This is a genomic window from Nocardia mangyaensis, assembly GCF_001886715.1.
Lineage (GTDB): Bacteria > Actinomycetota > Actinomycetes > Mycobacteriales > Mycobacteriaceae > Nocardia > Nocardia mangyaensis.
The window spans coordinates 6001202-6025083 of the sequence record NZ_CP018082.1 but is presented as its reverse complement, the minus strand read 5'-3'; the positions used below and the strand labels follow the sequence as shown (position 1 = coordinate 6025083).

Genomic DNA, 23882 nt, shown 5'->3' with positions numbered 1-23882 from the left:
TCGGGGATCGACCGCCGCCGTCTCAGCCCGCCTGGGTCGCCGGGATACGCCGCGGCCGGGGCGTACTGGCCTGGTCGAGTAGGGCGAAGTACTTGCGGAGCATGAGGGCGGCGGTGGTCGCCAGGCCGGCGGTGAGGCCCCACCAGACGCCTGCGGCGCCGAGGTGGAGGGGGAAGGCCAGGAGGAGGGCGGCGGGCAGACCCACGCCCCAGTAGCCGATCAGGGACAGGCGGAAGCCGATGGAGGTTTCCTTGAGGCCGCGCAGGAGGCCGGTGCCGATGTTCTGGGCGGCGTCGAAGTACTGCAGCACGATGCCGATGAGCAGCAGGGTGTGGGCGATCGCGATGGTGTCGGTGTCGGTGGCCTCGAGGAACGGGGCAAGGACGAGACCGGGGGCCAGGACGTAGACCGCGCCGGTGACGACCGCCAGGACCGCGGCGTGGCGCAGTGCCAGCCAGGCCAGCGCCTTGGCGCGGCTGTACTCGTCGCGGGCCACGGCCTCGCTGACCAGGATCGATGCGCCGTGCGAGAGCCCGATCGCGACCTGGAACACGATGTAGATGATCTGGTAGACCACATTGTGCGCGGCCAGCGCGGCGGGGCCGAAGCTGCCCATCACCAGGGCGAGCACCGAGAACATCCCGGCTTCGGAACCGTAGGTGAGCGCGATGGGGGTGCCGAGGCGCAGTTCCTCGCGGACCATCGACCAGCGCACCGGCCACGGTGTGCTCGGCAGTGTCGTGCTGAGGTGCTCGTCGTGGCGGACCATCGCCCAGAACACCGCGAAGGTGATCAGGAAGACCAGCGAGGTCGCGATGCCGACCCCGGTCAGCCCGAAGGCGGGCAGGCCGGCCCAGCCGTGGATGAACGCCAGCGCGAGCACCAGGTTCAACGCGACCGAACCCAGCGTCACCAGCAGCAGCGCCTGCGGCCGCTGCATGCCGACGGTGTATTGCCGCAGCACCTGGAACCACAGACACGGCAGCAGGCCCGGTGCCAGCGCGATCATCATCGGCCGCGCCGCCGCCAGCACGCCTTCGTCCTGTCCGAGCCAGGGCAGCGCCCAGCCGAGCCCGATCAGCAGTGCACCGCCGAGTAGACCGGCCAGGGTGGCGATGACGAACGCGGCCCGGACGATCGCGCGTACCTCGGCATCGGCCGAGCGCCCGCGCCGGCCCGCGGCGCTCACCGTACCCGCGATCTGGTTCCCGCTGCCGGTGATCAACCCGACGCACATGGTGCGGATCTGGTTGAACAGCACGAGCGCGAGGCCACCGGCGGCGACCTCGCGCACGCCCAGCGTGCCCATCAGGGCGAGATTGGTCGTCGAGATCGCGACCTGCGCGAGCTGAGTGAGCGCGATCGGCGTCGCGAGCCTGGCCAGCGCGCCGCTGTCGGTGATCCTGCCGCTCACCACCGCACCCGGGTGTTCTCGCGGCGCGTGATCGCGCTCACCTGACCTCCATCAATTCGTCGTGGCGGCGCAGCGGGGAGTAGCGGCGCAGCAGGGTGGTCACCGCGCATTCGGCGGCGGGGTCGAGCAGCTCACGCGCGCTCATCCAGTCGTCGTCGAACACGGTGTCGAGATACTTCTCGCCGCCGTCGCAGACGATGGTCACCACGGTCGATCCGGCCGGGAACTCCTCGAGGCGCGCCAGGGCATTGTGCACCGAACCGCCCGCCGATCCGCCGATCAGCAGCCCGTGTGTCCTGGCGACGGCACGCGCGGTGGCGAAAGCGTCGACATCGCTGACCTTCACGCCCTCGTCGAGCAGGGCGTAGTCGACGGCGGTGCCGATGGTCGCACCGGGCGGGGTTCCGGTGCCGGACTGCCAGTACGGGCCGCCCTCGCCGCCGAAGGCGATCGAACCCACCGGCTCCACGCCGATGACCCTGGCGGGCTTGCCGAGGTCGCGCAACCGCTGGGCGGTGCCGAACAGCGAGCCGCCGGTGCCGACCGCCGAGAGCAGGATGTCGACCCGATCCACCTCGGCCAGCAACTCCTCGGCCACCGCGTGGTAGCCCACGGCATTGGCGTCGTTGTTGTGCTGTTCGGTGAAGTAGGCGTCGTCACGGGCGGCCGCCATCGCCTCGGCGAGGTCCTCTCGTGCCGAGGTGGCCAGCTCGTCGTCACCGTCGTCGGCGACGAACACCAGGTCGGTGCCCATGGCTCGCATCGCGCGCAGTTTGTCCTTACAGGCGTGGTTGTCGACCACCGCGGTGAATCGGTAGCCACGTTCGGCCGCGACCACTGCCAGGCCCAGTCCGGTGTTGCCGGACGTCGACTCGATGATATGCCCGCCATCACGCAGCAAACCCCGCTGCTCCGCGTCGAGCACCATCGAACGGGCCATTCTGATCTTGGCGGCGCCGGTCGGATTGAACTGTTCGAGCTTGAGTAACAGTCGGGTACCGGTATCGGTGACGGCGAGTTCGAACAGGGGAGTGCGGCCGATCAGATCCGTCACGCGCGTGACGAGAGCCATGGGGTGTTCCTCCATCGGGATCGGGAGCTCGGGTGGATCAGCGGGCTGGGGCGTCCAGCCGCCAGCGCAGCCGATCGGGGCCTGCGGACAGGACCACTTTCGGCGGGAGCGGCAGCTCGTGGAACGGGGACTCGTTGGAGTCCATCTGATACCCGGCGGTGTTCGGGTAGACGAGCAGATCGCCGACGCGGGCACGCCGGGGCAGCGGGATGCGCCGCCTGCTCAACAGGTCGGATTCCAGGCAGGTGCTGGCGCCGACACTGGTCGGGGTGCGATGGCCGGGGTGTACGGGCCACAGCACCGGATCGGGCAGGTATTCGCTGTCGAACCACTGCTCGGACAGGCTCAGGCTGGTGCCGTCGACGGTGAGGATGTCATACGGTTCGGCCCCGACGGTACGCGACTTCACACCTTGCACGCGGAAGACCGAGCTGCCCGCCCGGTCCAGCAGGGCGCGACCGGGTTCCACGGCTAGGCGAATGTCGTTGTCGCGCAGTCGGTCGGCGAGGTCGCGGTGGGCCAGGATCGCGGTGAGCATGGCCGCGCCCGGCACCGGGAAGTGGTAAGGGTAGTAGCCACTCTTCGGCGGGTTCGCGTGGAACCAGTTGTCGCTGACTGTGTCTCGGAACCGTGCCCAGGAGGCCGCGTCGAGATAGTCGACCCCGAATCCACCGCCGATCGAGATCGTGTCCGCCGGGTGGCCTTGTGCGCGGGTACGCAGGCAGAGATCGATCAGCGCCGCGGCCTGCTCGGATCGTGCGATGGCGTCGTAGCCGGTCAGGTGGAAACTGAAGCCCGACAGCAGGATCGGGCCGCCGGGATCGATCCGCTCGACGGCCTGGCTCAATTCGCCGGGGGCCAACCCGAATCGGCTGGTAGAGCCATCGGGCAACGCCCGCAACACGATGCGCGCCGCAAGGTTCAGCGCGACAAGCCGTTCCAGCTCGTCGAGCGCATCGATGGCGATCAGCGCCCGATGCCGCGCCGCCAGCCACAAGAGCTCGTCGGATTTCGCGGGCCCGGTGATCATCAGATCCTCGCCCCGCACCCCCTGCGCCAACGCCGCGACCAACTCGCCGGCGCTCGCGACATCGATTCCCGCGCCGCTGTCGGCGCACGCCCGAGCCACACACGCGGCCTTGTTCGCCTTCTTCCCGAAGTAGACGAACCCGTCCACACCGGCGGCACCGAACGCCGCCTGGAAAGTGCCGATGTTCCGGGCGACCCGCTCGGGATACATGACATGGAACGGCCCACCGACCACGTCGGCGATGTCCCCGAGCACCTGCGGATCATCGAGTAGTCGCCGCTCCACGTGATCGACATACGAGGGCATTGCCGGAGCGCAGTGTGCCCCCGGCTCCCCACCGGGCACACGCTGCCGCCCGCCCCCGGTCACGACCGGCCCTTCCTCGACCGGCACGGCCTTGACGGGCCCCGCCTCGACCGCCGCCGAACCGGAAGACCTGATACCGCCGGGTGTGGTGCCGACGTGTCCGGTCTCGACTGGCGCGATGCTGCCGGGCGCCGCGGCAGTGGGGGGTGCTTCGGCGCGCGGGGCGTCGGGCGGGGTGCTCATCGAAGCGCCTCGCTCGTCGGGCGAGCAGCGGGGAGTTCCGAGTGCGTGTGCCGACTCGGTGGTTCGGGAAGGGGGGTCGGCGGCGAGTGCGCACCGACCCCGGCGCCCGCTAGTCCCACAGCGGCACCTCGGTACCTCGTCCCTCGGCGATGGCGCGGGTGGCGAGCGCGTGCGCGACCGCGATATCGGTGAGTACGAGCCCGCTGTTGTAGACGAAGATCTTCTCGTCCTCGCGCCGACGGGCGGGGCGGCTGCGGGTGAGGATCTGCGGCAGTTCGGCGTCGACCGAGCGCAGGGTGCCGTCGGGTCCGACCATGTCGGTGCCGGTCAGCGCCATCTGGGCGGCGCTGGTGGCGATCACCCGGTCGGCCTCGACCAGTGTCGACGGGGCAAGCCCGTAACCGACGAGCACCGCCACCGAACCCGGTGCCAGATGCTCGGATTCCAGCGCCACCTCGGTGCCTGGTCCCGCGGTCGCCAGCACCACGTCGGCGGTCCCGGCCGCAGTGTACGGGTCGTCGACCACCTTGAGCAGCGCGTGCGGCGCCGCCTCGGTCAGGTGGGTGTGCACCGCGGCCAGTCCGTCGGGGTGCGTGCCGAAGACCATCAGCTTGCGCAGCTGCGGGTTCACCGCCAGCAGATGCGGCAGCGCGTTGCGGCCCTGGGTGCCGGTGCCGATGAGCAGCGCGCTCTCCGCGCCCCGGCGCACTGTCTCGCGAACCAGCAGCGCCGAGACGGCCGGGGTCCGCAGCGCGCCGACCCTGGCGCAGTCCATCATCGCGATCGGCGCGCCGGTGGTGTCGTCGTAGAGGGTGATGGTGGTGTAGTACCGCTTGGTGCTGCGGTCGTGGCCGGGATCGAACTTGTAGGAGGTCTTCATGGCGACGACCCGGCGCCGACCGTCGCGGCCCAGCATCGCGTAGGACACCGACGAGCCGCCGGGATCGGCGACGCTCAGCTTGCGCGGGTTGTCGGATTCGCCCGCCGCGAAGGCCAGATAGGCTTCCTCGACGGCGCGTACCACCTCGGCGGGCGTGATCGGCACGTCGGCCAGGTCGCTACGGGAGAGCACCCGCAGCGGGGTGCTCCGGTCACGGTTGTTCAACGGATCCTCGTTCATCTGTACTGCCCCGCTCTGCTGTCCGATCGGTGCTCGCCCGGAACGGCGCGACCACTCGCTGGCCGTACCCATTCTCGGACGACTCCTGCGCGCGCCGACGGCGTTCGGGCAGCCGGATGTTCACTCGCTTGAGCCAGCGATCGGTGCCGTCGTAGCGGGCACGGAAGGGCACCCGCCCGTGGACGGCGACGTCGTTGTCCACCAGCAGGATCTCGCCGGGGGCGAGCGCGGGGGCGTGGCAGACCCTGGCCAGTTCGGCGGTGAGCCGGGCGTAGGCGGAGCGGAACATCGGGTCGGCGTCGTCGAGCGGGGTGTAGGCGGGATCGTAACGCAGTGTGGCACTGCCTGTTTCATCGAGCCACACGGTCGGCAGGGCGGGGGCGGGGTGATCGAAATCGGTACCGTAGGACACGTCCGGCAGGATCGGCACCGTCGGGGTGGTGAGTGCGGCCAGGTCCTCGTCGGACAGCTCGACCCGGCGCACCGACGACACCGTCGTGGCGACCCGGTCCGGATTGCGCAGGCAGACCAGCATCAGCAGGTTCGCGCGCTGGGCGTGGAAAGCGTCCTCGGTGTGCGGGCTGAGCAGGGTGGAGCTGCTCGCGCCGGACTGCTCGTCCTCGTGCCCGACCGCGGGCACGATGTTGTTGACCAGCCTGCCGTTCTGCTGCCCCTGCCAGCCGAACGGATCACCCGCGCAGCGCGCCAGCAACAGCATGGCGATGTCGAGTTCCAGCGACCCCGAATGCGCCGACTCGGCGGCGGCTCGCCAATCCCGGGGCGTCGGACCGAATTCGGGGTCCTCGACCCGCAGGCCGCGCACCACGGTCGCGCCCGCCGCGGTCGCGGGCGGCCGGACGGCGTCGCGCACCGAATCGGGCAATTCGCCGACGCATTGCTCGATTTCGGCGAGCAATGCCGGATCGTGCAATGTCGTGGTGTGTGTTTCATCACCTAATCGGTGACGAAGGTCGTGAGCGAGCGAGCGCACGGCAGCAGCGGCACCGGGCTCCAGCTCGCGATGTTCGATATCGTGCAGGTGAAGTGTCATACGTTCGGACAGAACGCTTTTCACCGGCCTTCCCTTCTTCGCATCGGTCGAACGCGGGTGATGTGGAGACTCGATGTGCGAAGGTAGTGCTTGGCGTCTAATTAGGCAAGACTTACCTAAAGTGTCGACTCGAAAATAGCCAATTCGTATAACGAAGCTTTCTACCTCAAAGCCTGCGGTGATGGAAATTCGGGGGTGTGTTCGGCGCGCTGCGGTTCGGCATCGGTCGTGATGATCACCACCACTGGCACACATTTCAGGTTAGCCTCGCCTGGTTTGCTTTGCCGGAAAGGGAGTTTCGGCGCACGCGGTTCGAGGGAAGGCACACCACGATGGGGATCACGCGCAGACAACTGCTGCAGTCCGGAATCGGCGTCACCGCGCTGCTGCTCGCGGCCGCGTGCGCGAGCGAAGACGATGCCGGCACCACCCAGCGGGGCGGCACACTGCGGGTCGGCGCGCTCGGCACCGCCGCCAGGATCGAACGCGATCCGCACGGCAATCTCAGCAATGACAGCGATTTCCTGATCGCCTCGCTGGTCTACGACGCGCTCACCGTCCCCGGCGCCGATCCGACCGTCGCCCCACGGCTGGCCACGCACTGGGAAGCCGACGCCGACAACCGTCGCTGGACCTTCACCATCGCCGAGGGCGCGAGGTTCCACAACGGTGCGCCGGTGACCGCCGAGGACGTGGTGTGGTCGATGCGCAGGCTGCGCTCGGTCGGCGGCGCGTCGAAGATGCCGGTCGCCGCCGACGACATCACCGCCGACGGACCGAACCGCGTCGTGTTCACCGTGCCGGAGTCCAATACCCAACTGCCGCTGCTACTTCGGCTGATGACCTTCACCGTGCCGCAGGGCACCACCGACTTCACCGCCGCGATCGGGACCGGCCCGTTCCGGCTCGAATCCTTCCAGGGCGGCACCGCGCGGCTGGTCCGCAACGAGCACTGGCACGGCGCGCCGCCGCTGCTCGACGCCATCGAGGTGACCATGTTCGACAGCGTCACCGCGTTGGGCAACGCGGCCATCGGCGGCCAGATCGACCTGGCCTCCAATGTCGGGGCCATCGCAGGTCGCACCGCCGCCGGACGTGCTGACCTGCAGGTGGTCCGGCGACCGAACGACACCATGGTCGGTGTCGCCATGCGCACCGCCGACGGTCCGTTCGCCGATGCCAGGGTGCGCACGGCGTTGCGCCTCGGTGTCGACCGGACCGCGCTGGTCAACCAGGTGCACTCCGGCTTCGGCACCGTCGCCGCCGACATCCTCGGCACCGCCGATCCCGCCTACGACACCGCGCTCGCCCGCCGCGACCGCGATGTCGAGCGCGCGAAGACCTTGCTGCGCGAGGCGGGTTTCGACACCGGCCGCAGCTATCCCTTCGTCACCAAGGCCGAGGTGGCCGGTGAGGTCGAATCCGCGAAGGTGGTCGCCACCCAGCTCGCCGAGATCGGTGTGCGCCTCGACGTGCAAGTGGTCGAGCCAGCCGCCTTCTACGACCAGACCTGGCTCACCGCGCCGCTGTACACGGTCTCGTGGGGCACCAACGACTCGGTGGTGTTCTTCGCCGAGAAGCTGATGTCCTCGGGCACCAACCGCAACGAAACCGCCTTCCACGACGCCGAATTCGACGCCGCCATCGCCCGGGCGCTGGCGGCCTCCGGTGCCGAGTACCTCCAGGCGTGCGAGGAGATCCAGCGCATCCAGTTCGAGCGCGGTGGCTATCTCGTGTGGGGCATGGCCGATGGAGTCGACATCGCCGCGGCCTCGGTGCGTGGTCTCCCGACCCTCGGCGGGTTCGCCCGGGTCCAGCTGGAACGCGCCTGGCTGGCGTGAGCGCGGTGCGGGCCTTCGTCGTTCCGGTGCTGCGCCGGCTCACGTTGCTGGTGGCACTGCTCGCGATCGTGCTCGTCGCGGTGGATCTGCTGCCCGGCAACGCGGCCCGTTCGGCGCTGGGCCGCGACGCCGATCAGGCCGAGCTGCTGGCCAAGGAGCGCGAGCTCGGCCTCGATCGCGCGGTGCCGATCCAGTTCTGGCACTGGTTCTGCGGGGTGCTCACCGGGGATTTCGGGCAGACCGCGCGCGGAACTTCGATCGGCGCCCTGCTGGCCGACAAGTTCCCGCAGACGCTGCTGCTCGGTGGCATCGCCCTCGTGCTGACGGTGGTGCTGTCGCTGGCCCTCGGGTGCTGGTGGGCCATGCGCCCCGACGCCGTCGGCGCGCGCGCCCTGCAACCCGCCACCACCGTGTCCGTCGCGGTCCCCGAATTCGTCTGCGGCACACTGCTGATCCTGGTGTTCTCGTTGGCGACCGGGTTGCTCCCCGCGGTCACCCTCACCGGCCCGTCCGGTTTCCCGGCCGGCCCGGAGATGCTGATCCTGCCCGTCCTCGCGTTGGCGATCCCGCAGATCGGCTGGAACACCCGCATCGTGCGCTCGGCCCTCCTCGATGTCGCCACGGCGCCGCACGTGGAAAGCGCGGTGCTGGAAGGACTTCCGCCTCGTAGCGTCCTGCTGCGGCACCTGCTGCCCTTCGCCGTCCCGACCATCGTCGCCGGATACGCCACCTCGGTCGGCATGCTCTTCGGCGGTGCCCTCGTCGTCGAGACGCTGTTCAACTACCCCGGTGTCGGCGCCGTCCTCGCCGGTTCTGTCGCCGACCGCGACACCGCGACCGTCGCCGCCGTGGTCGCGCTCACCGCCATCGTCATCATGGTCCTCCTCGCCGCCGCCGACTTCGCCCGCACCTGGGCCACTCGAGGTGCGCGATGAGTGCTCAGCCAGATCGGCAGGTGCTGGTGGCGGCGGGCGCTCGGGCGCTACCGACACCAGCACAGGGTGATCGACCGGCCAGCCGGTGGCGGTGGTCGGTGGCGGCGGGAGTGGGCCTGGTGGTGCTGCTCGCGGTGGTCGGGCCGTTGCTGGCGCCGTATCCGGTGGAGCAGGCGGTGGGGATGCCGTTCGCGCCGCCGAGCGGTGGCGCGATGCTCGGGACCGATCGGTTGGGGCGTGATGTGCTCAGCCACCTGCTCAGCGGGGGTGCGCGCCTGCTGGTGGTCTCGGCCGTGATCGCGGTGGCGGTGACGGTGCTGTCGGCGACTCTCGGGACGGTCGCCGCGGTCCGACCGCGCGCCGGGGCGGTCATCGAACTCGCCGGTGACCTGGTCATCCTGCTCCCCGCGGTCCTCGGCATCCTGCTCGTGCTCACCGCGTGGCCGCACGGTGGCGAGGCCGCGTTGATCACCGTCGCCCTGGTGTTCGGTGTGCCCTACTGCGCCAGGCTCTTCGCGGCCTCGGCGGCGAGCATCGCGAGCACCGGCTACCTCGAAGCCGCGATCGTCAGCGGAGAATCCCTCCCGCACCTGGTCTTTCGTGAGGTCCTGCCCAACCTCCGCGCCGTCTTCGTCACCCAGCTCGGCCTCCGCTTCGTCGTCGCCGTCTACCTCGTGAGCACCGTCGCCTTCCTCGGGCTCCCCGGCATCGGCGCCGACAACTGGGCGATCATGGTCCGCGACAACGCCCCCGGCCTGCTCCTCAATCCCTGGTCCGTCCTCACCCCCAGCGCCGCCATCGCCCTCGTCGCGGTGGGTGTCAACCTGGTCGTCACCGGCGGCACTGCGCCAGTGGGTGCTCCGGCTGGGTCCGGCGAAGCCGACATCGACGAAAGCTCGGCCGATGCGGGCGGTGCCGGTGTCGCGGTCGAGTGTGCAGAGGCTGTGGCGGGGGACGGTGCTGAGGTGGTGGTCGATGGTTTGAGTGTGGTCGCCGAGAACGGGGTGGTATTGCTGGCGCCGCTGTCGTTTCGATTGGTGGCGGGCACGGTCACCGCGTTGACCGGGGCGTCGGGGGCGGGGAAGTCGACGGCGATGCGGGCGTTGCTCGGGCATCTTCCCTCCGGGGCACGGCGCGCGGGGGTGGCGTGGGTTGGTGGACAGGACGTCTTCGCGCTCGATGCCGGTGCGCTACGGGCATTTCGGCGCGAGCGGATCGCCTATGTCGGCCAGGATCCGGGCTCCGAACTGAATCCGCTGATGCGCGTGCGCGCCCTGTTCGCCGAGGCCGCACCCACGTCCGGCACGGACGACCATCGCGCCGTCCTCGAACTCGTCGGCCTCGACCCCACCTTCCTGCGTCGCCGCTGCGGCCGTCTCTCCGGTGGCCAACAACGCCGCATCGCCCTCGCCCGCGCCGTGCTCCGCCGCCCCGACGTCCTGCTCCTCGACGAACCGCTGGCGGGCCTGCACGGTGCCCTCCGCGCCGAAATAGCCCGGCTCATCGCCGATCTCGCCACCCGCGAGTCGACCACGATCCTGCTCTCCGGTCATGACACTGCCACCGTCCACGCTCTCGCCGATGCCGTGATCGAAGTTCGCCCACCTCGTGGGTTGCCAACGGGCGGTGACGTGGGCCCGGAGAACGGCCTGGTCGCTGAGCGAGGTGGTACGACAGGGCCGGCTGGTTCGGTACTCGATCGCCAACTCGGGGCGCCCGAGACGGCCAGTAGTCCCGGGAGTGCAGGGAACGAGCCGACCAGTGGTGCCGCCAGGGTGGGCGATCAGCTCCGGTGGCGCGTGTCCGTTCCGGCGGCGGACCCACACGGACCGGGAGTAGCGTTGCGGGCCAAGGGGATCAGTGCGTGGGCGGAGGGGCACGAGTTGCTCACCGAGGTAGAGCTCAGTGTGCGCGCGGGGGAGGCGCTGGCGGTGGTCGGGCCGTCCGGGGCGGGGAAGACGACCCTGGCTCGGGCGATCGCCGGATCGCACACCGCGGCGACCGGGACCGTCGAATTGCGGGGTGTGCGGACCGCGATCGGACGACGCAGGCGAATCAAGGCCGCGGTCAACGGGATTCAACTGGTCACCCAGAACCCTCTGGCCGCACTGAACCCGCGCCGCACCGTCGAGCAAACCCTCGCCCGCCCACTGCGCCGCATCGCCCGGGTGCCGCGCCACGAGATCCGCGCACACGTCGAAGCCCTGCTCGCCGACGTCGAACTCCCCAGCGACCTGGCCGCCCGCCACGCCCACGAACTCTCCGGCGGCCAACGCCAACGCGTCGCACTGGCCCGCGCTCTCGCGGCGAAACCAGCTGTCCTGATCTGCGACGAGATCACCACCGCCCTCGACACCGCCACGGTCGCCGCCATCATGACCCTGCTCGATCGCCTGCGTGCCGAGCACGGCACCGCCGTCCTCCTGATCAGCCACGACATGACCCTGGTCGCCAGGCACTGCACCCGACTGCTCACTCTCGACCACGGTCGAGTCGTCGAATCCGGTGCCCCGGCAACCGTGCTGGCCCACCCCGCGCACCAGGCGACAGCGAACCTGATCGGATGATCGGAAGGCCTGCCGACTCTGAGAACTCGCTGTGAGAGGTGCGTCGAGGCCCGTGGATCTGGATGATTGATCGAGTGTCTGTGCAGAAAGTCGGCGTCTTCGCCGCCGTGGCGATGACCGCGCTCCTCACCGGGTGCAGTTCGCTCGCGTCCATCCCCGGTGACATGCCGCCGGGGCCGGGTGCCGCGCTGCCCGTCATCGATGTGGAAGCGCCCGGCCGCGCCGCCGAGCAACTTCGTGGCTGGGCCGACGAGCAATCCCGCGCGGTCGGCATCGACACCGTCGCGCTCGAGGCCTACGGGTACGCGGCGGCGGTGCTGGCCAAGTCGAGGCCCGAATGCGGGATCGCCTGGACCACGCTGGCCGGCATCGCCAGCGTGGAGAGCGCGCACGGCACCCACCGCGGTGCCAGGATCGATGCCGACGGCATCGTGCGCCCGCCGATCATCGGCGTCGCCCTCGACGGAACCAACGGCAATGCCGAGATCCGCGACACCGACGGCGGCGCCCTCGACGGTGACACCACCTATGACCGCGCGGTCGGCCCGCTGCAGTTCATCCCGGAGACCTGGCAGCGCTGGGCGGTCGACGCCAACGGCGACGGTGTGCTCGACCCGCAGAACATCGACGACGCCGCGCTGACCGCCGCCCGCTACCTGTGCACCCGCGGCGGCGACCTGACCTCCGCCGACGGCTGGCAGCGCGCCCTGTTCGCCTACAACCAGTCCAACAAATACATGCACGTGGTGCGGGACCGAGCCGCCGCGTACAGCATCGGGCGCCGGGCCTAGTTCCGGCCGCCCGGAGTGCCGGTTACCCCACGTCACGCCGAGACGATAGGCTCGGCACCGCACGGCCAATCCCGTGATACCTACCGTGCCTTTCCGTCGTAAGGAGTCGTTTTCGTGGCCATCATCGAACAGGTCGGAGCTCGCGAGATTCTGGATTCGCGCGGCAATCCCACTGTCGAGGTCGAGATCGCCCTCGACGACGGCACCCTGACCAGGGCAGACGTGCCGTCCGGTGCGTCCACCGGTGAGCACGAGGCCGTCGAGCTGCGCGACGGCGGCGACCGCTACGGCGGCAAGGGCGTCACCAAGGCCGTCGAGGGTGTCCTCGACGAGATCGCGCCCGCCATCATCGGCCTCGACGCCGTCGAGCAGCGCACCGTCGACCAGGTCCTGCTGGATCTGGACGGCACCCCCGACAAGTCCCGCCTCGGCGCGAACGCCCTGCTCGGCGTCTCGCTGGCCGTGGCCCGCGGCGCGGCCGAGTCCTCGGGGCTCGAGCTGTTCCGCTACCTGGGCGGCCCGAACGCCCACGTGCTGCCCGTGCCCATGATGAACATCCTCAACGGTGGCGCGCACGCCGACACCGGTGTGGACGTGCAGGAATTCATGGTCGCCCCGATCGGCGCCCCCACCTTCCGCGAGGCACTGCGCTGGGGCACCGAGGTGTACCACTCGCTCAAGGCCGTGCTCAAGGAGAAGGGCCTGTCCACCGGTCTCGGTGACGAGGGTGGCTTCGCCCCCGACGTCGCGGGCACCGTGGAGGCGCTCGACCTGATCAGCGTCGCCATCGAGCGCGCGGGCTACAAGCTCGGCACCGATGTGGCGCTGGCGCTCGACGTGGCCGCCACCGAGTTCCACACCGAAGGCGAGGGCTACAAGTTCGAGGGCAAGGTCCGCACCGCCGCCGAGATGGGCGAGTTCTACGCCGACCTGCTCACCCGGTACCCGCTGGTCTCCATCGAGGACCCGCTGTCGGAGGACGACTGGGACGGCTGGGTCGCGCTGACCGACGCCATCGGCGACAAGGTGCAGCTCGTCGGTGACGACCTGTTCGTCACCAACCCGGAGCGCCTCGAAGAGGGCATCGCCAAGGGCGCGGCCAACGCGCTGCTGGTGAAGGTCAACCAGATCGGCACCCTGACCGAGACCCTCGACGCGGTCGAGCTCGCGCACCGCAACGGCTACAAGACCATGATGTCGCACCGTTCGGGCGAGACCGAGGACACCACCATCGCCGACCTCGCGGTCGCCGTCGGCTCGGGCCAGATCAAGACCGGCGCCCCGGCTCGCTCGGAGCGCGTCGCCAAGTACAACCAGCTGCTGCGCATCGAGGACGCTCTCGGTGATTCGGCACGCTACGCCGGTGACGTGGCCTTCCCGCGTTTCACCGGCGATTTCTGATCGGATGACGGGGTAGGGAGCGAATGACCGAGCGACGTGCGCGTGGGACCAGTCCGGGTGGACGAGGCGACCGCCGCACGTCGCGGGCCGCACGCTCCCGCCCCAGCCATCTGGACGCGCCCGGCCGCCCCGCGGCGGCTAAACGCACCACGCGCCGTCGCCCCGAATCCGCGACGGGCGCCACAGCCAAGACCAGCGGCAAGCGCAAGACCGGCGGCAAACTCGACCGCAACGAGCACACCATCCTCGGTCTCTCGACCGGTAAGGCAGTGGTCCTCGCGGCCGTGCTGTGTGGCCTCGCGCTGACCCTGGCGGTGCCCACCCGCACCTACTTCAGCCAGCGCGCCGAAGCCACCGCGCTGGCCGAGCAGCGCGCCGAACTCGACGCCGACCTCGCCGCCCTGCGCGATCGCCGGGCCCAGCAGGAGGACCCGGCCTACATCCGCTCCGAGGCGCGCGACCGGTTGCGCCTGGTGATGCCCGGCGAAACCCCCTACATCGTGCAGGTTCCCGGCATCGAGGCGCCGGCGCCGCCCCCGATGAGCACCCGCACCGCGGCGCCCGACCCCTGGTACACCGACCTGTGGCGCAGCATCTCCGAACCAGCCCCGGAAGGACCACGGTGACCGCACCGAACGAACGCGACCTCGAGATCATCGCCGGGCAACTGGGCCGCGAGCCGCGCGGTGTCCTCGCCATCGCCTACCGCACCCCCGACGGCCGGCCCGCCGTGGTGAAGACCGCACCGCGCCTGCCCGACGGCACCCCGTTCCCCACCCTCTACTACCTGACCGACCCACGCCTGACCGCCGAGGCGAGCAGGCAGGAATCGGCCGGGGTGATGCGTGAGATGACCGAACGCCTCGCCACCGACCCCGAACTGGCCGCGGCCTACCGCGCCGCACACGAGTCCTACCTGGCCGAACGCAATGAGATCGAGTCGCTCGGCACCGATTTCACCGGCGGCGGGATGCCGGATCGGGTGAAGTGCCTGCACGTGCTGATCGCGCACTCGCTGGCCAAGGGGCCCGGTGTGAATCCCTTCGGCGACGAGTCGGTCGCCCTGGCCGCCGAGGCCGGACTGCGCGGCACCGCAGTGCCCGCCGACTGGCCCGCGGTCCGCACCTCCGACGACACCGCGTAGTCGCGCTGCAGGCCTGCTTTGTGCCGGGCCCTGGACCGAACCGGCATAATCGCGGGCAGCGCCTGGTGCATGGCGTGGCGTCCAGATCTGGAGGAACACCATGGGTGAGCGCATCGCCGCAGTCGACTGCGGAACCAACTCGATCCGTCTGCTGGTCGCCGAGGTCGGTGCCGACGGTGCCCTGACCGATGTGCACCGCGAGATGCGCATCGTCCGGCTCGGCCAGGGTGTCGACGCCTCCGGCCGACTAGCCCCCGAGGCGATCGAACGTACGCGGGCTGCGCTGGCCGACTACGTCGATGTGATGACGGCGACCGGCGTGACGCGCGTGCGGATGGTCGCCACCTCCGCCACCCGCGACGCCGCCAATCGCGACGACTTCTTCGAGATGACCCGCGTCGAGCTGGGCCAGGTCGTGCCGGGTGCGGTCGCCGAGGTGATCACCGGTGACGAGGAGGCCCGGCTGTCGTTCGCCGGTGCGGTCGGCGAACTGTCCGCCGACGCGGGACCTTTCGTCGTGGTCGATCTCGGCGGCGGGTCGACCGAGTTGGTCGTGGGTGACGAGAACGGCGTCCAGGCAGCGTATTCCGCCGACATCGGCTGTGTGCGCGTCACCGAACGCTGTCTCCCCGGCAATCCGCCCACCGCCGAACAGATCAGCGCTGCAAGAGAATTCGCCCAGCAGGTGCTCGACGAAGCCTTCGCGAAGGTCCCGGTCGACCAGGTGCGCACCTGGGTCGGCGTGGCGGGCACCATGACCACGATCACCGCCGTCGCCCTGGACCTCCCCGAATACGACGCCTCCCGCGTCCATCTGACCCGGCTCAGCCTGGCCGAGGTCCACCAGGTCTGCGATCGCCTGGTCGCCATGGACCACGACCAGCGCGCCGCCCTCGGCCCGATGCACCCCGGCCGCGTCGACGTGATCGGCGGCGGCGCGGTCATCACCGAGGTCCTGGCCGACGAACTGGCCCGTCGCGCCGGCGTTTCCGAGCTCGTCGTCAGCGAACACGACATCCTCGACGGCATCGCCATGTCGATCGTGAACGCCGCCTGATCCCAGGGCGGCGCCCACTCTTGTCGCGGTGAGCCGAACTCGCGGTCTGTGACGACCGCACCGGCCACAGGCTCTTCTCGCGGTCATGAAGTTACCTTTGTTAACGTCTTCGGTGCCGGCATCGATAAGCGGATATCGGATTCACTGGTGCGCACCGGTTTTCGAGCGGATGGACAATCGCCATCCGGCCCAGCACGCAACAAGGAGTTTCATCGACCATGGCACGAACCCTCAGTGCTCTGCGGGTCGCGGCGGGCGCGGCCGCCTTCGGTATCGCCGCGAGCGTGACCGCACTGGCCGCGCCTGCTTCGGCGGCCGTGACCAGCATCGGGATCCAGCCTTCGTTCACCCTCGGCGCCCACCGCTACGGCACGACCTGCTCGTACACCGTCGATGTCACGGTGAACGACATCAGCAAGCCCGTGTTCTTCTTCGAAGAAGGTCAGGGCCCCAGCGGCTTCGCCGAGGTGATGCCGGGGCCGAACGGCGTCGCCAAGGCGACCTGGATCCCGTCCAAGCCGGGCATCGGCTACATCTACGCCTACCAGCTGGACGGCTCGCCGCAGGCCAGGCAGGTGACCGGCACGGGAACCGGCGTCAATGTCGGCTCCGCCTGTATTGCTCTCTGAACTGAACGTAAGGACAACGAAATGCGTACTGTACGAACCCTTGTCGTCGCCGCACTGGTCGGCACCGCGGCCGTGATCGGCACCGGAACCGCCCTGGCCGCGCCGGCCCAGCCGATCGGCCCGCCGATGGGCTCGCTGTGTGAAGGCCACCCCCTCGTCGAACTGTGGTGCTTGATCAGTAGCGGGTCGTAGCACCTTACGAAGCCTCGGTGCGGTCGGTGATCGCACCGGCCGTACCGAGGCTCATCCTTTCGGCTCGGAAGCGATCCCGGACGATGCTGAGACATATGCAGCTATATGTCTTACCCTGGAGGCATGAGTACAAAGGCGTCTCAGTCCGTCCGTTTCGAGCTCCGGTCCGGTGAGACCTGGCGTGATCCCTGGTCCATGTACGCCGCGCTGCGCGAGCACGACCCGGTCCACCGGGTGGGCTCGGACGCACACGACTTCTACGTGCTGTCCCGGCACGCCGACGTGTGGGCGGCCGCTCGGGATCCCGAGACCTTCTCCTCGGCGTCGGGCCTGACCGTCGACTACGTCGACCTGGCGGCCGCCGGATTCGGCGGGGTCAAGCCGTTCGTGTTCATGGACCCGCCCGAGCACACCGATTTCCGTCGCCGGGTGTCGCCGGGATTCACGCCACGCCAGGTGAATTCGGTGGAGCCCGCGGTGCGCCGGTTCGTCGTCGACCGCATCGAGCGGCTGCGCGCGGCAGGGGAGGGTGACATCGTCAAGGACCTCTTCAAGCCCCTGCCGACGATGGTGGTCGCCCACTATCTCGGTGTGCCCGAACACGATCACGGCAAGTTCGACGAGTGGACCGAGAACATCGTCGGGGGAGCGGTCGCGGGCGCCGGACTGGCCGCGGGCGACCAGCACGCCTTCACCGCGGTCGGCGAACTGGTCGGCTACTTCACCGAACTGATCGCCCGCCGCCGGGTCGAACCCGGCGACGACACTATTTCGCACCTGCTGGCGTCGGGCCTCGGCGCCGACGGCGACAACGACGGCCTGATCGCGATCCTCGGCTTCGCCTTCACCATGATCACCGGCGGCAACGACACCACCACCGGCAATCTCGGTGGCGCTGTCCAACTGCTCACCGCCCACCGTGACCAGCGCCAGCTGCTCATCGACGACCCCGCGCTCATCCCGGACTCGATCGAGGAGTTCCTCCGGATGACCTCACCGGTGCAGGGCCTGGCCCGCACGACCACCCGTGATGTCGCACTGCACGACACCACCATCCCCGCGGGCCGCCGCGTGCTCCTGCTCTACGGCTCCGCCAACCGCGACGACCGCGAGTTCGGCCACACCGCAGCCGAACTCGACATCCGCCGCAACCCCAAGCGCATTCTCACCTTCAGCCACGGCCACCACCACTGCCTCGGCGCGGCCGCCGCCCGCATGCAGGCTCGTGTCGCGCTCGAAGAACTCCTCGCCCGCTGCCCCGACTTCACCGTCGACCTCGACGCGGTGCGATGGTCCCAGGGCAACTACGTCCGCTGGCCCGTCGCGGTGCCGATCCGTACGGTGGGCGCATGAGCGGCGACTGGCTGGCCACCGACCGCGCCGACCTGGCCGCCGAACGCATCCTCGACGCGGCCGCCGAACTCTTCGCCGAACACGGCGTCACCGCGGTCGGCATGGCCGACATCGCCAAGGCGGCCGGCTGCTCCCGCGCCACCCTCTACCGCTACTTCGACAACCGCCACGCGGTCCGCATCGCGTTCGTGCACCGCGAAACCCGCCGCATCGTCGCCCGCCTCGACGATCAGGTCCGTGACATCCCCGACCCGGCCGAGCGCATCATCGCCGCGATGCTCGGTGCGATCGGCGAAGTCCGCGCCAACCCCCTTCTCATCGCCTGGTTCCGCCCTGGGGACTCCGGCACGGCCGGGCGCATCAGTCAGGATTCCGACGTCATCGAGTCGCTGGCAGCGGCGATCTTCGCCGACACCGAATCGAGTGCTCCCGAGCGCACCCGCCTGGCGCGCTGGCTCACTCGCATCATCGTCTCGCTGCTGGCCGCCCCCGGCCGCGACGAAGCCGACGAACGCGCCATGCTCGAGGATTTCGTCGCCCCGATCATCACCCGCACCACCCCGGCCCGAGCCGTCGACTGATCCCAGGTACTGGGCAGTCAGAAGTCGTCGCGGCCGACATCGATCGCCGACCGCACACCGTCATGCCGAACTTCGTGGCGGTCGGTGATCCCGGCCAGCCACGTGGCGGTCGCGTTCTCTTCGAGCACGGCGACGATGGCCCGCTGAGTCAGCGCCGAAACATCAAGGCCCGCAGTCCCGGCACGTTCGGCCATCTCATTGGGCACATACACGGTGAGTCTCGCCATCCCTCGAGTGTGCACACAGCACCAGATCGGCGTACATGCGACTCACCGCCCGGTGCGGTCGCGATGCTTGCACCCCGGCCAGCAGCAGGGCCGACGCTGACCCTCTTCCAGTTCCTCCTGCGTCCGGCGAATGCGCCGCTCCCGGGTAGCCGCCTGCTTGGCGTCCTCGACCCAGCAGATGAACTCGTTGCGAGCCAGCGGGGTGATGTCGCGCCATGCCTCGAGTGCGACGGAGTTGCCGATCAGGGCGTCGCGCAGGTCGGTGGGAAGCTCGTGAACCACGCCGCCGGGCACTCGCTGACCAGTCACGAATCCACGGTAGCGCGCTGGCGGCCGCTCGTGTCGGCAGCTCGGGCGCCATTTGTCCCCGCCGACTCGCCGCGAGTACGTCGACAGTGGAGCCATGAGTGATGGCCCGCCGCTCGGAGTGCGGCGGGCCATCGGTGGCGGTGTTCAGGCGAGGTCGCGGTGGTTGAACCGGTAGGTGCCCGCGGCGACCAGCACGGCCGAGGCGACGAGGAGGACGGCGGCGCCGCCGACATCGATGCCGTGCCGGAGGGGCTCGCTGTCGATGTAGTAGTGGAACGGCGAGAGGTAGGCGGCCCAGCCGAGTCCGATACTGTCGGCGAAGGTGTGCGCGGCCCAGGCCACGGCGCCGACTACCGCGGTGAGCGCGAAGACGGTGCCGCGGTGGCCGGTGACGGCGCCGATCGCGGTGGCCAGCGCGCCGAAGCACCCGGTGAGCAGGACCAGGTGCGCGCACTGCGCGGCGAACTGGCCGACGCTGACCGCGGTGAGTTCGGCGGAGCCGCGGATGGCGAGCATGGCCAGCCACACGATGAACCCGATCCCGGTCGCGGCGGCGACCAGCGCGGCGAAGCGCTGCACGATGAGCGAGGTGCGAGTGATCGGGTGGGCGAGCAAGAGGTCGAGGGTGCCCGATTCCTCGTCGGCGGCCGAGACCCTGGCGCCGACCGCGGCGCCGAAGAACATCGCGAGCAGGGGCACGATCAGCCCGAACACGGTGGACCCGAGGTACCCGGCGGCGGAGCTGATGTCGTTCATGTTCAAGGCGTCGCGCAGCCCTTCGGGCAGGCTCTCGGCCTGGGCGGCGCCGTTGGCGGCCAGCTGTGGATAGAAGCTGGCGTAGGCCGCGGCGGCGACAGTGATGCCGGCGGTCCAGCCGAGCAGGCCGCGGTGGGAGTCACGCAGGGTTTTGGTGAAGACGACGGTGCGGGCGGTGGCGACGGCGGGCTCGATCATCGGGCCGATCGCGGCGGTGACGGACATGTGTTCCTCTCAGGCTGTGGGCTGGGGCGCGGCTTCGGCAGCGGCGTAGTGACTGTGGAAGATCTCGTCGAGGTGCGGTGTGGTGGTGGTCAAGGCGAGGACGGTGTGGCGGGCGGCGGCCTTGACCACGGCATCGGGTGATCCCGACAGTCCGGCCCGCAGGACCGAGCCCGTGGCATCCAGGTACGGGTCGATCAGGCCGGGTACCGTGCGGAACTCCTCGATGGTGACCGGATGGGCGAAGCCGATCTCGATGTGTCGGATCGCGGCGGCGCGCAGGTCGGCGACGGTGTCGAGAGCGACAAGCGCGCCATCGCGCAGGATGCCGATGCGATCGGCGACGGCTTCGACCTCGTCCATGATGTGGCTGGACATGAAGACCGTCTGCCCGTTGTCGGCGGCCTCGGCGACCAGGTCGAGGAAGGTCTGCTGGACCAGGGGATCCAGGCCCGAGGTCGGTTCGTCCAGGATCAGCAGTTCCGGGGTGTGCATGAAGGCCTGGACCAGGCCGACCTTCTGCCGGTTGCCCTTGGACAGGCTTTTGATCGTGGCGGAGGGGTCGAGTCCGAGCCGGTCGGTGAGCTCGTCGATGCGCGGTTGGGGCACCCCGCCGCGCAGGTCGGCCAGGAATCGCAGGCAAGCTCGAACGCTCTGCCGCCCGTCGACGACGAAATCTCCCGCCAGGTAGCCGATGCGGCGTCGCATGGCCACGCCGTCCGCCCTGGGGTCGAGTCCGAGGACTGACGCTGTTCCGGTGGTGGGACGGATCAGGTCGAGGAGGAGTCGGATGGTGGTCGACTTACCTGCTCCGTTGGGTCCGAGGTAGCCGAACACCTCACCGGATCGGACGTCGAGGGTCAGGCCGGTGAGTCCTCGCCGCGTGCCGTACGCCTTGGTGAGTTCCCGGATTTCGATGGCGTTGCTCATGCCTCAGACAGTATCAAGGTTTCAGAGATTTGTGAAGATTCAGAACGCTCGAAGTTGTCTGTACTATGTGGGCATGGATTCTGATCAGCGACTTCGCGATGCCGCAGAGCGGCTGGCCTTGACCATGTCCCAGGGCGGCATGCAGAAGACCACGGCTCGGGTGATGACCGCGCTGCTCTATACCGAGCAGGAAACGATGACGGCCGCCGACCTGTGTGAGCGGTTGTCGATCAGCACCGGCGCGGTGTCGACCGCGATCAAGCAGCTGGCGCAGTCGGGGATGGTCGAGCGGGTGCCGGCCCCGGGTAGTCGCCGTGAGCACTACCGATTTCCGGAAGGCGTCTGGGCGCGACTGTTCTCGCAGCAGAACGTCATGCTCGAGATCATGAAAGACGCTGCCCAGGAGGGGCTCGACGCGCTGCACGGCGAATCCGCCACCGCCGCACGCCTCCGTGAGATGCAGGACTTCTACGGCTACATGGAGCAGGAGATGCCCGCCCTCATCGAACGATGGCGGGAGCGGGCCGGCAGTCGAGCTTGAGTCGGCTCGACTGCCGGTGCGTCTCACTGTTGCTGGCGGTCGAGCTCGCTGACCACGCGAACCGCTGCGGCGATGGCGCGAAAATCCTTGCGCAGGATGTTGCCGTGGTTGCTGGTGACCTTCGCGTGGATCTCAATGCTCGGGTTGCGTTCGACCACCGTGTGCACGCTCGCGCGGATGCGTTCCTGCTCATCGCCTTTGCTGCCGAGTGACGACCCGGAGGCGTTGACGTAACGGGTCGCAACCGTGATGTTGTCCAGCACTGGACCCAGCTCGCGCTCGCGCGCGATCTCACCGACCTCGATGTTGCTCTCGGCCATCTGCTCTGCCGTCATGCGCGGGGCCATGCCGATCGGGCGCAGAAGTGGCATCACCCAGCTCAATCGCCGCCACAGCTTGCGCATGCCGTCGACATCGATCTCGTCGATCCAATCATGCGGTTGCGCGCCGTCGACCAGGACCGCGCCCATGGCTCGATCGGGGTTGCGGCTGGCCCAGTGCGCCGCGGCGAACGCTCCGTAGGACCAGCCCACCACCAGTGCCCGGCTCGCGCCCCGCGCGGCGAGGACGGCGTCGATGTCGTCGACGTTGGTCGCGAACGAATAGTCCGCCGAGGTCCGGGATTTGCCACGGGCGCGCATGTCGTAGGTGATGTGGCGCCACTGTGGCCCGAGTTCGGCGATCACGCGCCGCCAGTGATGTTGGGTGGCCACGTGGCCGTTGATGTAGAGCACCGGGATGCCGGGGGCCGCCGGTGTCGGTGACTGCCAAGGCGGTGTCACCGACCGGCACCATGCCGGTCCAGGAGGTGCTCGCTTCGACGCTGATTCTTCGTAGCTTGCGCATGGCGTCCTTCTTGCTGATCGTGAATATGTATGCGTGTAAATATGCGTATAACTGTGGGTGGAGTTCGGTCGCTGTGTCGTTGGGTGGTGGGGGATAGCGAGAGTCGGGCATCCGACGGGGATCCGACAGTGGAAGAGGTGCGACTCAGCGCTGAGGCGCGCCGGGGGTGGTGAGGAGATCCTCCACGTGGTCGAGGTGCTCCAGGAGCGGGCGGACCTCGGTCGATGGCACGCCCGCGCCGAGCAATGCCCGGACTCGGACCAGTTGCAGCGTCTCGGCGCAGCTGTACCGGCGCCGACCGGTACTACCGGGTTGTGGCTCGTCGACCAGTCCGTCCTGGTGGTAGCGCTACACCATCGCTACCGTGACACCGGCGAACGCCGCTGCCCGGTCGATCGTGAATCCTGCCCCGCGGGATCCGACATCTCCGGTGAACCCTCGAGGATGTGTGCGCGAGGTGGCGGCAGAGTGTGCGCTGGCATCGGAGCGGCCCTAGCTTCCTGTTGCCTGGTCTTCAGCGGCGCGGCCGATGGTATCGGCGAGCCGTTTCCGCTCGCGGTTCTTCCATGAGTCCTCTTCGTAGTTCCGCGCGAAAGCCTCGATGAACTCCACCGGGTCCTCGCCGACGACGGCGCGGATCGGGGTCGAATCCGCGGCGCTCTGCTCGAACAGGTCGATGAGATCCTCGAAGATCGCGGGACCCCCGCCCGGGCCCAGGTGCATCAGGTACCGCTCGAAAGCTTCGACCGCCGTGCGATAGCTGTCGGGCAGTCGCTTCGTGCGTGCCTTGTAATCGCGCCAGCGGCGCTTGTTGCCCATGTCGCCGATCACCTTCGACGTGAGTTCGGTGATGTCCATGGCTATTCGGCTCCTTCATGAAGTTGTGCGAGGCGGTCGGCAAGGAAGCTCCACGTCGTCCAGAACTCATCGAGGTACTCCCGGCCCTGGATGTTGACGGAATACACCTTGCGCGGCGGGCCCTTCTCCGACGGGATCTTCTCCACGTCGACGAGGCCCTTCTTCTCGATCCGGACGAGCAGGGCGTAGATGGTGCCCTCGGCGATGTCGGTGAATCCCTGCTCGCGTAGCCGTGCGGTGATCTCGTAGCCGTACGCGGGTCGCGTCAGCAGGATCGCCAGGACGATCCCCTCCAGGGTGCCCTTCAGTATCTCAGTGATCTGCTTGCCCACGGAATGCCTCCCTTCCTAGTCGGTGTTGCTATCTACTGGTACAAAGTAACACTGACTACCGGTAGATAGCAACACTTAATAGTGGTGTCCGGGGGTGTCGCGGTCTGGATCGAGAACGTCGAACGCTCACCGCT

At 69.2% G+C, this 23882-nt stretch carries 25 protein-coding genes and 1 pseudogene; 13 read left to right on the top strand and 13 right to left on the bottom strand.

Annotation, left to right across the window (positions count from 1 at the left end):
* Positions 1 to 22: 22 nt before the first annotated feature.
* The 5 genes from BOX37_RS27395 to BOX37_RS27375 form a co-directional block, all read right to left on the bottom strand.
* Positions 23 to 1414 (bottom strand): MATE family efflux transporter, encoded by a 1392-nt coding sequence (locus tag BOX37_RS27395; protein WP_071931928.1) that lies wholly within the window; start codon positions 1412 to 1414, stop codon positions 23 to 25.
* A 37-nt stretch (positions 1415 to 1451) separates the two neighbouring features.
* A complete protein-coding gene (locus tag BOX37_RS27390; RefSeq protein ID WP_071931927.1) occupies positions 1452 to 2486 on the bottom strand; it encodes a PLP-dependent cysteine synthase family protein in 1035 nt (344 codons plus the stop codon).
* Between the two features lie 37 nt (positions 2487 to 2523).
* Positions 2524 to 4065 carry an alanine racemase gene (locus BOX37_RS27385; RefSeq protein WP_338039749.1) on the bottom strand — a complete coding sequence of 514 codons (1542 nt, stop codon included), beginning with the start codon at positions 4063 to 4065 and terminating at the stop codon, positions 2524 to 2526.
* A 109-nt stretch (positions 4066 to 4174) separates the two neighbouring features.
* Complete coding sequence (locus BOX37_RS27380) at positions 4175 to 5185, bottom strand: ornithine cyclodeaminase family protein (RefSeq protein ID WP_206045722.1); 1011 nt, start codon at positions 5183 to 5185, stop codon at positions 4175 to 4177.
* The gene (locus tag BOX37_RS27375; RefSeq protein WP_084760192.1) at positions 5157 to 6236 is read right to left on the bottom strand and encodes a TauD/TfdA family dioxygenase; all 1080 of its coding nucleotides are present in this window, start codon (positions 6234 to 6236) and stop codon (positions 5157 to 5159) included. The genes BOX37_RS27380 and BOX37_RS27375 overlap by 29 nt, the downstream gene beginning before the upstream one ends.
* 332 nt (positions 6237 to 6568) lie before the next feature.
* On the opposite strand from BOX37_RS27375, the gene BOX37_RS27370 reads away from it, so the two are divergent.
* The 12 genes from BOX37_RS27370 to BOX37_RS27320 all read left to right on the top strand — a co-directional run bounded on the left by BOX37_RS27370 (position 6569) and on the right by BOX37_RS27320 (position 18727).
* Positions 6569 to 8077 (top strand): ABC transporter substrate-binding protein, encoded by a 1509-nt coding sequence (locus tag BOX37_RS27370; RefSeq protein ID WP_071930152.1) that lies wholly within the window; start codon positions 6569 to 6571, stop codon positions 8075 to 8077.
* Entirely contained in the window at positions 8074 to 9012 is a 939-nt protein-coding gene (locus tag BOX37_RS27365; protein ID WP_084760190.1) for an ABC transporter permease, read from the top strand. The genes BOX37_RS27370 and BOX37_RS27365 overlap by 4 nt, the downstream gene beginning before the upstream one ends.
* The gene (locus BOX37_RS27360; protein WP_084760187.1) at positions 9009 to 11579 is read left to right on the top strand and encodes an ABC transporter ATP-binding protein/permease; all 2571 of its coding nucleotides are present in this window, start codon (positions 9009 to 9011) and stop codon (positions 11577 to 11579) included. The genes BOX37_RS27365 and BOX37_RS27360 overlap by 4 nt, the downstream gene beginning before the upstream one ends.
* A 62-nt stretch (positions 11580 to 11641) precedes the next feature.
* Positions 11642 to 12370: a lytic transglycosylase domain-containing protein gene (locus tag BOX37_RS27355; RefSeq protein ID WP_071930150.1), complete on the top strand. Its 729-nt coding sequence runs from the start codon at positions 11642 to 11644 to the stop codon at positions 12368 to 12370.
* A gap of 114 nt (positions 12371 to 12484) precedes the next feature.
* Positions 12485 to 13771, top strand: coding sequence for a phosphopyruvate hydratase (eno, locus tag BOX37_RS27350; protein WP_071930149.1), 1287 nt, complete (start codon positions 12485 to 12487; stop codon positions 13769 to 13771).
* A 23-nt stretch (positions 13772 to 13794) separates the two neighbouring features.
* On the top strand, positions 13795 to 14397 hold the full coding sequence (locus tag BOX37_RS27345; protein WP_071930148.1) for an FtsB family cell division protein: 603 nt from the start codon (positions 13795 to 13797) through the stop codon (positions 14395 to 14397).
* On the top strand, positions 14394 to 14915 hold the full coding sequence (locus tag BOX37_RS27340; RefSeq protein WP_071930147.1) for a DUF501 domain-containing protein: 522 nt from the start codon (positions 14394 to 14396) through the stop codon (positions 14913 to 14915). The genes BOX37_RS27345 and BOX37_RS27340 overlap by 4 nt, the downstream gene beginning before the upstream one ends.
* 100 nt (positions 14916 to 15015) lie before the next feature.
* Entirely contained in the window at positions 15016 to 15972 is a 957-nt protein-coding gene (locus BOX37_RS27335; RefSeq protein WP_071930146.1) for a Ppx/GppA phosphatase family protein, read from the top strand.
* 218 nt (positions 15973 to 16190) lie between these two features.
* Entirely contained in the window at positions 16191 to 16601 is a 411-nt protein-coding gene (locus tag BOX37_RS27330) for a hypothetical protein (protein WP_071930145.1), read from the top strand.
* 21 nt (positions 16602 to 16622) lie between these two features.
* Positions 16623 to 16793: a hypothetical protein gene (locus BOX37_RS34385; protein WP_156910572.1), complete on the top strand. Its 171-nt coding sequence runs from the start codon at positions 16623 to 16625 to the stop codon at positions 16791 to 16793.
* 123 nt (positions 16794 to 16916) lie between these two features.
* Entirely contained in the window at positions 16917 to 18146 is a 1230-nt protein-coding gene (locus tag BOX37_RS27325) for a cytochrome P450 (protein WP_071930144.1), read from the top strand.
* Positions 18143 to 18727: a TetR/AcrR family transcriptional regulator gene (locus BOX37_RS27320; protein WP_071930143.1), complete on the top strand. Its 585-nt coding sequence runs from the start codon at positions 18143 to 18145 to the stop codon at positions 18725 to 18727. The genes BOX37_RS27325 and BOX37_RS27320 overlap by 4 nt, the downstream gene beginning before the upstream one ends.
* A gap of 17 nt (positions 18728 to 18744) precedes the next feature.
* Here BOX37_RS27320 and BOX37_RS27315 read toward each other — a convergent pair whose 3' ends face one another.
* From BOX37_RS27315 to BOX37_RS27300, 4 genes are all read right to left on the bottom strand, one after another.
* Positions 18745 to 18954 (bottom strand): antitoxin, encoded by a 210-nt coding sequence (locus BOX37_RS27315; RefSeq protein WP_071930142.1) that lies wholly within the window; start codon positions 18952 to 18954, stop codon positions 18745 to 18747.
* Positions 18955 to 18996: 42 nt separating this feature from the next.
* Positions 18997 to 19263 carry a YdeI/OmpD-associated family protein gene (locus BOX37_RS27310; RefSeq protein ID WP_071930141.1) on the bottom strand — a complete coding sequence of 89 codons (267 nt, stop codon included), beginning with the start codon at positions 19261 to 19263 and terminating at the stop codon, positions 18997 to 18999.
* Between the two features lie 144 nt (positions 19264 to 19407).
* Positions 19408 to 20244: an ABC transporter permease subunit gene (locus BOX37_RS27305; RefSeq protein WP_084760185.1), complete on the bottom strand. Its 837-nt coding sequence runs from the start codon at positions 20242 to 20244 to the stop codon at positions 19408 to 19410.
* 9 nt (positions 20245 to 20253) lie between these two features.
* Positions 20254 to 21171: an ABC transporter ATP-binding protein gene (locus tag BOX37_RS27300; protein WP_071930140.1), complete on the bottom strand. Its 918-nt coding sequence runs from the start codon at positions 21169 to 21171 to the stop codon at positions 20254 to 20256.
* Positions 21172 to 21244: 73 nt separating this feature from the next.
* On the opposite strand from BOX37_RS27300, the gene BOX37_RS27295 reads away from it, so the two are divergent.
* The gene (locus tag BOX37_RS27295) at positions 21245 to 21712 is read left to right on the top strand and encodes a GbsR/MarR family transcriptional regulator (protein ID WP_071930139.1); all 468 of its coding nucleotides are present in this window, start codon (positions 21245 to 21247) and stop codon (positions 21710 to 21712) included.
* A 23-nt stretch (positions 21713 to 21735) separates the two neighbouring features.
* Here the strand turns inward: BOX37_RS27295 and BOX37_RS27290 are convergent, their stop codons facing one another.
* From BOX37_RS27290 to BOX37_RS27280, 4 genes and pseudogenes are all read right to left on the bottom strand, one after another.
* Positions 21736 to 22494, bottom strand: a complete 759-nt coding sequence (locus tag BOX37_RS27290) for an alpha/beta fold hydrolase (RefSeq protein WP_240505071.1) — start codon at positions 22492 to 22494, stop codon at positions 21736 to 21738.
* Between the two features lie 208 nt (positions 22495 to 22702).
* Positions 22703 to 22891 (bottom strand): annotated as a pseudogene (locus tag BOX37_RS36295) (MerR family transcriptional regulator); the annotation flags it as partial.
* 159 nt (positions 22892 to 23050) lie between these two features.
* The gene (locus BOX37_RS27285; RefSeq protein WP_071930138.1) at positions 23051 to 23416 is read right to left on the bottom strand and encodes a DUF1048 domain-containing protein; all 366 of its coding nucleotides are present in this window, start codon (positions 23414 to 23416) and stop codon (positions 23051 to 23053) included.
* A 2-nt stretch (positions 23417 to 23418) separates the two neighbouring features.
* On the bottom strand, positions 23419 to 23748 hold the full coding sequence (locus BOX37_RS27280) for a PadR family transcriptional regulator (protein WP_071930137.1): 330 nt from the start codon (positions 23746 to 23748) through the stop codon (positions 23419 to 23421).
* Between the last annotated feature and the right edge of the window lie 134 nt (positions 23749 to 23882).

What these genes read in the sequence shown, in the direction of transcription:
- BOX37_RS27295 (WP_071930139.1), top strand. Translation starts at nt 21,245, where the DNA reads ATGGATTCTGATCAGCGACTTCGCGATGCCGCAGAGCGGCTGGCCTTG.
- BOX37_RS27335 (WP_071930146.1), top strand. Translation starts at nt 15,016, where the DNA reads ATGGGTGAGCGCATCGCCGCAGTCGACTGCGGAACCAACTCGATCCGT.
- BOX37_RS27330 (WP_071930145.1), top strand. Translation starts at nt 16,191, where the DNA reads ATGGCACGAACCCTCAGTGCTCTGCGGGTCGCGGCGGGCGCGGCCGCC.
- BOX37_RS27325 (WP_071930144.1), top strand. Translation starts at nt 16,917, where the DNA reads ATGAGTACAAAGGCGTCTCAGTCCGTCCGTTTCGAGCTCCGGTCCGGT.
- BOX37_RS27345 (WP_071930148.1), top strand. Translation starts at nt 13,795, where the DNA reads ATGACCGAGCGACGTGCGCGTGGGACCAGTCCGGGTGGACGAGGCGAC.
- BOX37_RS27360 (WP_084760187.1), top strand. Translation starts at nt 9,009, where the DNA reads ATGAGTGCTCAGCCAGATCGGCAGGTGCTGGTGGCGGCGGGCGCTCGG.
- BOX37_RS27380 (WP_206045722.1), bottom strand. Translation starts at nt 5,185, where the DNA reads ATGAACGAGGATCCGTTGAACAACCGTGACCGGAGCACCCCGCTGCGG.
- BOX37_RS27320 (WP_071930143.1), top strand. Translation starts at nt 18,143, where the DNA reads ATGAGCGGCGACTGGCTGGCCACCGACCGCGCCGACCTGGCCGCCGAA.
- BOX37_RS27305 (WP_084760185.1), bottom strand. Translation starts at nt 20,244, where the DNA reads ATGTCCGTCACCGCCGCGATCGGCCCGATGATCGAGCCCGCCGTCGCC.
- BOX37_RS27285 (WP_071930138.1), bottom strand. Translation starts at nt 23,416, where the DNA reads ATGGACATCACCGAACTCACGTCGAAGGTGATCGGCGACATGGGCAAC.
- BOX37_RS27370 (WP_071930152.1), top strand. Translation starts at nt 6,569, where the DNA reads ATGGGGATCACGCGCAGACAACTGCTGCAGTCCGGAATCGGCGTCACC.
- BOX37_RS34385 (WP_156910572.1), top strand. Translation starts at nt 16,623, where the DNA reads ATGCGTACTGTACGAACCCTTGTCGTCGCCGCACTGGTCGGCACCGCG.
- BOX37_RS27390 (WP_071931927.1), bottom strand. Translation starts at nt 2,486, where the DNA reads ATGGCTCTCGTCACGCGCGTGACGGATCTGATCGGCCGCACTCCCCTG.
- BOX37_RS27385 (WP_338039749.1), bottom strand. Translation starts at nt 4,065, where the DNA reads ATGAGCACCCCGCCCGACGCCCCGCGCGCCGAAGCACCCCCCACTGCC.
- BOX37_RS27300 (WP_071930140.1), bottom strand. Translation starts at nt 21,171, where the DNA reads ATGAGCAACGCCATCGAAATCCGGGAACTCACCAAGGCGTACGGCACG.
- BOX37_RS27355 (WP_071930150.1), top strand. Translation starts at nt 11,642, where the DNA reads ATGATTGATCGAGTGTCTGTGCAGAAAGTCGGCGTCTTCGCCGCCGTG.
- BOX37_RS27375 (WP_084760192.1), bottom strand. Translation starts at nt 6,236, where the DNA reads ATGACACTTCACCTGCACGATATCGAACATCGCGAGCTGGAGCCCGGT.
- BOX37_RS27315 (WP_071930142.1), bottom strand. Translation starts at nt 18,954, where the DNA reads ATGGCGAGACTCACCGTGTATGTGCCCAATGAGATGGCCGAACGTGCC.